1 protein-coding gene is annotated in these 8,899 nt (G+C 69.1%); it reads right to left on the bottom strand.

Annotated features, from left to right (window positions below):
- The coding region (locus tag SK854_RS47965; protein WP_319981871.1) for a hypothetical protein at positions 1–8,899 on the bottom strand (8,899 nt) is incomplete at both ends.

Below are 8,899 nucleotides of genomic sequence, written 5' to 3'. Positions count from 1 at the left end.
AACCCACAACCACGTCATCACCGAACATCGCGATCTGACGCGACCCCGCGGCGTCCAACACATCAGAGTCCCGCCGCCCCAACGGAATCGAGAACCGCTGACCGCCGAACACACCCCCACTCCCCCGACCCAGCGGCACCTGCGACCGCCCGGCACCCAGCCCCACCTGAGCCGAACCACCGGGCCGCGTGCTCGGCCCCGCCTCCTCCGGGCGTGAGGAACCACCGCCGGATCCCCCTTCCTGCCGATCACCGGGACGGAACCGCGCCGCCCCCATCGGCGGGGCCGTCCAAGGACCACTCCCTCTCGTCAGATCAGCGACCAACGCGTCGAGCGACTCCTGGCTACGCACACCCAGATCGACCTCCATCACCGCCACAGCCACCTGACGACGAAGCTCCTCACGCTCCACCAGCCTGCGCGCCCGTTCAGGCGACGGATCCGACACTGGCATCACCAGCTGAGAACCCGCCCGCACCAACAACCGCTCAGCCTCCATCTCGTGGGCCAGAGTGGGCTCAGCCACCAACCTCCCGGAGCTGCCGGTCCGAGTGGTGTCCAGACGACGCGCCTCGTTGTCCGCCAACGCTTCCGCGTCTCTCAGCGTGTGCGTACGCATCTCGTCCACGAGATCCCGCAAACGCGACTGGCCCACCCGTTGAGGATCGAGCTCGATCAACAGACGTTCGGTGACACTCCGGGCGTCCAGCATCTTCACCGCCACGGCAACCCCATGAGCCGTGACCATCGCGGCGTTCTCGCCCCGCCAGTACGCGTTGTTGGCCACCAACGTCATCAATTCGATGAACGCCTGCGGACCCGCGTGGCGATCACGCAACGACGTCCACAAACCGACGTCTGACGTGAAGCGCACTGCATCCGTCAACGCACCCACCCACTGACGCGCCGCCGCCTCACCACCTTCGGCCAACGCGAGGCGGGCCGAGGCCAGCACGAACCGTTCGATCTCCGAGGTGTCACCATCGAGGTCGGTCAGCACCACCGCCAACCCCGACGCGGCCACGATCACGGCAGCCAGGTCCGGCGCATCCACGACAGGCGGGATGTCGTCGGCAGCCGGCGTCTCGGCGCGCTGCACAGGATCGACTGAGAGAACGTCCGTCAGTGTCGCGAGATCGCCGATCCTGGCTGTCGCAGCCACGAACTGGCCCCACTGCACGGCGGTCTCGTGGTCGTTCAAGGCGATGAAACGGCTCACCAGCAGAACGGACTGCCAGATCACGACCTCCACGTCGGCGTCCGTACCGGCGAGGCCGAGACGAATCGCTTCCAGCGCCTCGACGTCTTCGAGGACGCCGTACGCCGAAGTCATCACCGTGAGGGCAGCTTCGGTCGCCATGAAGTCCTGCGCCTCGCCGGTCTCGGAACCCCAGACGAAGCCGACGTCCGTCGGGTCGTCCACGTGCATGTCGTCGTCGGTGGGCACGTCGTCGAGCCGCATGGGCTCGGGAACCCCAGGTGGTCGAGTGACCACGTCGGCGTTCTCGTCGGCGACGGCGACCCGGGACATGGTGAACCGGACCAACCTGGACGCCACCTCAGTGCGCGCGTCGGGCTCGAACCGGGTCGGGCCGAAGGATTCGCCCATGTTCTTGGCCGAGGCCGTGGACGCTTCGACGACCAGATCGCCCGGCAGACGAGGCACCAGGGCGGTCGGCACCTGCCGGGAGGTGACCTCGGCGAAAGCGGTCGGACCGGCACCGAGCAGCCATCCCATCACGGCACGCGCCCGCTGAGTGCCTCCGGAGTAGCCGGTGGTGGCGACGCGGAAGAGGTCAGAGGCCCCTGGCCCAGTCCGTTCGGACGCCGGCCTCGCCGCTTCGGCCAGGAAGTCGCCCAGGGCGCCCCTCAGTGCGGCCGGCGCCCTGCGGCCGCGGAGGTCGCCGTCCCGTGGTACCAGCACCAGCCACGTGCCGCGGGAAGCGCCCGGCCTCACCAGCAGGCCCGCGGGCACGTCCGAGGCAATGGCCCACCTCGCCGGCGCGTCCGGGATCGGATCCGTGTCCGGCGTTGGTCCGTCGTTCGCGGGATCGAGGTCCGCGTTTTCACGGTCATCGGCAACGTCCTGCGTCCCCGCGGTTCCGGGCTGCTCCACCACAACACCCCGTTGCCAGCCGGGCGGTCCGGACAGGGTGACCGGCACCATCCTGGACAACGCTTCCCCACGTGCGCCGTCCCCGATCACGACCGGGCCGAAACTGTTGCCGGCGGAGCGCCCTCTCCTGCTGTCCGTCCGCAGATCCAGGTGGGACGGGACATCGGGCAGTTCCGTCTGCATCACCGACTGCGGGACCCGTGGCTGGTTGATGACGTTCGGATCGACACCGAGCAGCCATCCCATCACCGCACGCGCCCGCACCGCGCGACCGTCGAAGTCGGAGGCCCAGATGCGCCACGGCTGAGCACCTCCCTCGCCTGTCTGGCGGGCGGCTGCCAGGAACCGGCCGAGCTCGGCCGCCAGAACCTCCGGCACGCCGTGACGATCGAGCTGACCGTCACTCGGCATCAACACGCGCCACGTCCCGGGGTCCGAGCCAGGCGCGACCAGCGGCCCCGCCGGCACGTCCGCGGCGGTGTCCCAGCTGCCCGGCTCGTTCGGCAGCACCGTCGCAACCGGCCTGGGCGGATCGACGACCACTTCATCGTTCGTCCTCAACTCGGGCGACACGAGATTCTCGACACCGTCATCCACCCGCTCGTCGGGCCCTCGCTGCGGCACGGGCACCCCGACCATGGTGAACCTGACGACCCTGGACGCCACCTCGTCGAACGCAGCGCCCTCGAGATTCACCGAACCCAGGGTCCGGCCCATGGTGTTCGGCTTCACGCTGGTCAGCCGGAGGTTCAACTGGGGAGGCAGATGCGGCATCTTCTTCTCGACCAGCTCCCGCCGGGGATTGGTCGTCAGGTTCTTCGGATCGACCCCCATCAGCCATGCCATCACCGCACGCGCGTGGTCGCTGCCCCGCACGAAACCGGTGGCGGTGACGCGCCACCGCTCGGATCGGCCCCCTTCGTCCTGGCCGGGCGACGCCGCCGCATCCAGGTACGTGGCGACCGCCTCCCGCAACGCGGCCGGCACCTCGAGTCCGTCCAGCCGCCCTCCTCGCGGCAGAAGCACGCGCCATGACGATTCAGTCCGCCATGACTCAGCGGTTCTGCTGCCCTCCACCACCTCCAGGCCTGCGGGCACGTCTGAGCGAGCCGTCCACGTCTCCGGCAGGAACAGCTCGGAGATCACCGGGGCCGACTCCTGCGCCAGCGAGTCTCCAACCTCGCTCGGCGCCACGGCCGGCCTGGTCGTGGTGACCCTGACCAACCTGTCCGCCACCTCGACGCGCGCCCCGTCCCCGACCCTGGTCGAGCCGACGTTGCCGACCTCTCCCACCCCGCGGCTGCTCAGGGAGATGTCCAGATGGGACAGGCGCGACTGTGGTGCCCCCCGCCCCCGTGCGCTCCGCGTCGGCAGCACACTCGGGTCGACGCCGAGCAGCCACGCCAGCACGGTGCGCGCACGCGACGTGCCGTCGCCGAAGCCGGTCGCGGCGACGGTCCATTGCGAGACCTGCCCCGGTTCGGCATGGTCGCGCGCCGCTGTCACGAAGGCGTCGATCTCGGCCCGCAACGCGCCCGGAACCTCAAGACCCGCCAGCGGCACATCACGCGGCACCAGCACGAGCCAGGCTCCAGTCGCTGGATTGCGTCTCACGTGCAAGTCTCTCGGCACGTCCGACGGAACCGACCACGCGACCGGGTCCGGCTGATCTGTCCGCACGGCGAGCTGCGAGCCTTCCGGCCGCGTGGACCGCAGCCAGTCCGGGCGTGCCGGAGCAGCCGGTAGCCGGGGCAGCGCCACCTGCTGGTCCCCGGTATGTCCGACGATCACGATTCGCACTAGCCGTGGAGACAGCAGGTCGACGACTTCCGTCGCCATGCGTTCGTCGGAGAGCAACTCGGTCAGGGTGATGGCGGTGTCCTGGTGCCTGACGAACTCCAGGTGCTGTGGGAGCTCGACGCCTCCGAGAACGTCAACGGCCACGAACTCCAGCAAGCCGGTCGTCCGCTCCGTCCGGGTCGCCACATCATCGCCGTACGTGGTGAGGTGCATGGCCCAGGTGATCGCGCGACCGTCATCGGTAGCTGCCGGCAGTGCCACGACGTGGTCCAGGAATTCCCGGAAGCCGGCTTCGGACCCACGGTCGACACTCCCGGCGTGCGCACGGTCGGGTGACAGGAGGAGCCACCCGTGCTGCCTCTCCGTCCGCACGATCGTGGATCCGGACGGCACATCGGCGCGGTCACCCGTGTCTGCTCGGGGGACCGGCGGCGGCATTTCCCGCACCGGTTCGACCACGGCAGTGGTCCGGATCGTGACCACCGTCTGCCCGTCCGTGGTGTCGCGCTGCTTGGAGCGTTGCCTCGCGGTCATCCCGTCCGCGGCAGGAGCACTCGCGACGACCCGAGCCGCGGGTGCCCTGGCGGTGATCAAGCGGACCACCGCGTCGCGATAGCGGTCACCTCCCGCCCCTGCGACCTCCACTTCGACGACATGACGGCGCACACCCCCGGACGGAGCGAGCTGGGTGTTCAGGTTCTCGATCAGCGCGTCGAAGGCGATGTCGGGTGCCGCCACGAAATCCGCCAACTGGTCCGCCGAGGAGAACGCCACCGTGCCCCCGGTCCCACTCGGCTCGAACGAGGCCGGCACCGGACGGATCTGCACCTCATCGATCAGACCGGCATCCACACCGGCGACGACAAGACTTTCCAGATGGGCCTGTGCCCCGTCGCCCACCGCGCCGTACCTGTCGCGGTGCGCATCGACCAGATCCGCCACCAGCTGATCCCGCACGATCTCCGCACGTTCCAAAGTGGAGCCGGTCACCAGCACACTCGCCCGCGGGCTCGCGGCAGTGGGCAAACGTGCGGGTAGTCCCGACACCACCTGATCCGCGAGGTCCGCGATCTGACGCGACCCCGCAGCGTCCGACACACCAGTGCTCCTCTGCGGCAACGGAATCGTGAACCGCTCACCGTGGAACACACCGAGGTTCAGCCCACCCAGCCGAGCCTGCGGCCGCGCGGCCCCCTGCCCCGTCTGGGCCGAACCACCGGACCGCCTGCTCGAACCAGCCTCCGGGCCCGTGGAACCGACGGCAGAGCCCCTCGACTGCCGGCCTGTGCGCCGGGTAGGCGCGGCTCCCAGCGGCGCGGACGTCCAGGGTCCACTCCTGCCCGCCAGTTCGGCGACCAACGCGTTGAGGGATTCCCAGGTGCGCACACCCGCCTCGAATTCCGCCACCGCCTGGGCCATCTGACGGCGATGCTCCTCGCGCTCCTCCTGCCTGCGCAGTTGCTCAGGCGTTGGGTTCGGCACCGGCATCACCGGCTGAGAGTCCGCCTCGAGCAACCACTGCTCGGCGTCCACCAGCTGATCCCTGCTGAACTGCCGCTCCAGCACCACCATCGCCGTCTCGCGGCCGTGCTCGTCGTACACCTCGCGCAGTGCCTCCATCGTCTGCCTCAGCCCGGCGAAGTCACCCGCGGTGATCATCGATGTCACCACACCACTGCGAACGACGATGGCGAGAACCTCGGCGTCGGCGTCGACATCCGCTGACGTGTCCCCTTCATCGGTCTCCGTCGCGACGGCGCGAACAAGACCCAGCAAGGTCTGCCACAAGAAGTCCGTCGCCTCCTGACTGCGAACGGACTCGGCCAGCAACTGGTCCAGCACTCCCGTGCCCGCCACCAGCCGAAGCGCCGTCGTCAACCTGCTGGCCAGCCGGAGCGCCGACTCGGCCTCGTTGGTCATCGACTCCCAGGTCACCACTTCGACGACGTCGGCCACCACCGACGCACGCACCTGCGCGGGCAGCTCACGGAGCGCGACCAGGTCGAACAGGCCCAGCGCGTCGAGCTGGCCGGCCACCGGCTCGATCGTCCGCGCGAACTCGGTGGCGCGCTGCGCGCCCTCGGACTCGTGGAGGCGCTGGACGTGGGATCTCAGTCCATTTTGGACAAAGCCCGCGACATCGTCCGGCAACAGGCGGTCGAGCGCTCGCTCCGCACCATCAGGCTGCTGCTGTGGTGCGCCGTTCGGGCCGAGAGTGACCCAGCTCGAACCCCTGTCGAGCGCGACCACACCGATGTCGACCGGGTTCTCGTCCCCGATGGCCGAACTGTGCACGAACGCGTTGCCCGTCCCAGCGAGAGCGTGCACGCGGACGGGGACGCCCACCGCGTTCGCAGCGCCGGTAAATCCTGTCGCCACCGACCTTCCGTCCGGGCCGGGCAGAGCCGAATCCGTGACGACCAGAGCGACCGAGCCGAATCGGCCATCTGCGGGCAACGACCCCGAGCTCATCACGAGCCGCCCCAGCACCTCACCCGAGACGTCCACCAGCCGGCCGTCCCTCAACTGGAGTTGCGCAGTCCCGCGCGTGCCACGGGCAACAACGAAGTACACACCGTCCTCGTTCCGCGCCCACGGCGACCACGACGCCGTGTACTCCCCACGATCAATCGCCGCGTGCTGTTCCTCGAACCGCTCGTCGGCTCCTTCGGCCGGAAGGTCGGCGGCGTGGGTGAACGTCACCGCGTTGAACCGCTCACCGACGAACCCCGCCGCATCACCGTCGTTGCGCGACAACAACATCGAGCCCGCCACCGCACCACCGGGACCCCTCAGTGGCATCAACTCCACGTCAGCCGCCGTGAACCACACGACATTCCCGGAGTCCATTCCGGACTCCAGCCGCTCGGCCACCCACATCAGGTGGTCACTGGTTTCCGTGCCACCACGACGTCGCGCCTCGTTGTCCGCCAACGTTTCCGCGTGGTCCACGTTCCTCGGCAGTTTCAGCTGCATCTCGTTCACGAGATCCCGCCAACGCGACTGCCCCACACGCTCAGGCGAAAGCTCACGCAACAAGTACTCGGTGACATGCCGGTCGTCGAGCATCCCGACCGCCGACGCAACCCCGCCCGCCGTCGCCATGGCCATGTTCCCGCCATGCCAGTACACGTCGTTCGCCACCAGCGCCACCAGTTCGAAGAACGCCTGCGGCCCCGCGGGACGATCACGCAACAACGTCCACAGACCAGCGTCCGCCACCAAGCGCGCAGCATCCGTCAACGCACCAACCCACTGACGCGCGCCCGCCTCGCCAACCTGGGCCGCCGCGACGCGGGCCGACGCCAGCACGAACCGCTCGACCTCCGAGGTGTCACCGTCGAAGCCCGCCAGCACCACCGCCAACCCCGAGCCGGCAACGATCTGGGCTCCGACGTCTCGAATGCCCTGGCCGGCAGGAACGTCGGCGCGCGGTACCTCGGCAGCAGGAACCTCGGCGTCCTGACCGGGTTCGGGCAAGAAGGCTGCCGTCAGGCTCGCGATGTCACCGGACCGGGCCCATCGAGCCACGGATCGGGCCGACCGCTCGGCTGCAGGCTCGTCGGCTACAAGATCACTGCTCACCAGCAGAGCAGACCGCCAGATCAATTCCTCCGGGCTCACGACCCCGCCGGCCAGGTTGCCGAGGATGGCGTCGACGGCGCCGGCCCGATCCAGGAGATCGATCGCCGAGTTGATCAAAACCATGTCGGCGTTGTGCACCAAGGGGTCCAGGGCGCCCAGGACGTCCAGCGGCCCGGCGTCCGCGATCTCGACATCAGTCGGCCTGTCCTGCTCGATCAGACCGAAACCCATCGGGTCATCGGCGTCGAGAACCGGAGGCGCCTGTGCTGGCCGCGGTTCCGGCACGATCGGCCGGTCCACGACCATGTCGTCGCCGATGTACATGTCGTCGTCGGACGGCACGTCGTCACGGTTCTCGTTCGACGACGGCAGCTCAGGTTCCAGAGGTGGCAACGGATCCGGCACCATGTCGACGTCGATGGGATCCGCCGACGACTGACCGCTCCCGGCCGGCCGAGTCCCGGCCTCGGCATCGTGGTTCCGCTCATCCGAATCGGGCTGGAGGATTGCCGTCGCCATTGGCACGGCTTCCCGGCGCATGGTGAACCGGACCACCCTGGACGCCACTTCCGTGCGCGCCGCACGCCCGAGACCGATCGAACCGAACCGGTTTCCCGCGTCGCCCGACTGAGTCTTGGCCCGGATGACCAGATCGGGCACACGTGGCAACAACGTCGCCACCACGCGCTGGGACGTGCGCGCTCTCACGGGGCTCGGATCGATGCCGAGCAGCCAGCCCATCACGTCCTTCGCCCGCTCGGAGCCGCTGTGGAAGCCGCTGGCCTCGACGACGAAACGCGCGCGCGTCCCGTCCTCGTCACGCCTCGACGCCTCGACCAGGAACTCGTTCAACTCGTCCCGCAACTCGGCCGGCACCTGGTGGCTGTCGAGGTTCCCGTCGCTCGGCATCAGCACGAGCCACGTCCGCTCCCCCACGTCTCGTACCACCACCAGATCAGCAGACACCTGAGAGGCGTTGAGCCACGACTGCGGAGCGACAGGCTCGCCCTGGTTGCCGTCCGACGGATTCCTCCACTCCGTCAAATCCTGCTGACCGGCCTGCGAAACCGGCTGTGCACCTTCTGGTCGCGTGGACAGGGACAGGTCCGGTCTCACCGGAACGTCGGGCACCGGCCTGACCTCGGGAACCGGTTCGACCACGCTCGAGCTCCGGATGGTGACCACCACCCGCCCGTCCGCGGCGTCACGCCGCTTGGCGCTTTGCCGCTCGGTCAACCCGTCCGCGGCAGGAGCGGTCACGACGACCCGGGCCGCCGGCGCCCTGTCCCTGATCAGGCGGACCATCTCGTCGCGATACCGGTCTCCGTTCGTCCCGGCGACCTCCACCTCCACGACCTGACGGCGCACACCCTCGGGTGAAGCAAGCTGGGTGTTGAA

This window comes from Lentzea sokolovensis, from assembly GCF_033949975.1.
Taxonomy (GTDB): domain Bacteria; phylum Actinomycetota; class Actinomycetes; order Mycobacteriales; family Pseudonocardiaceae; genus Lentzea; species Lentzea sokolovensis.
This window is presented reverse-complemented; position numbering and strand designations above follow the sequence as displayed.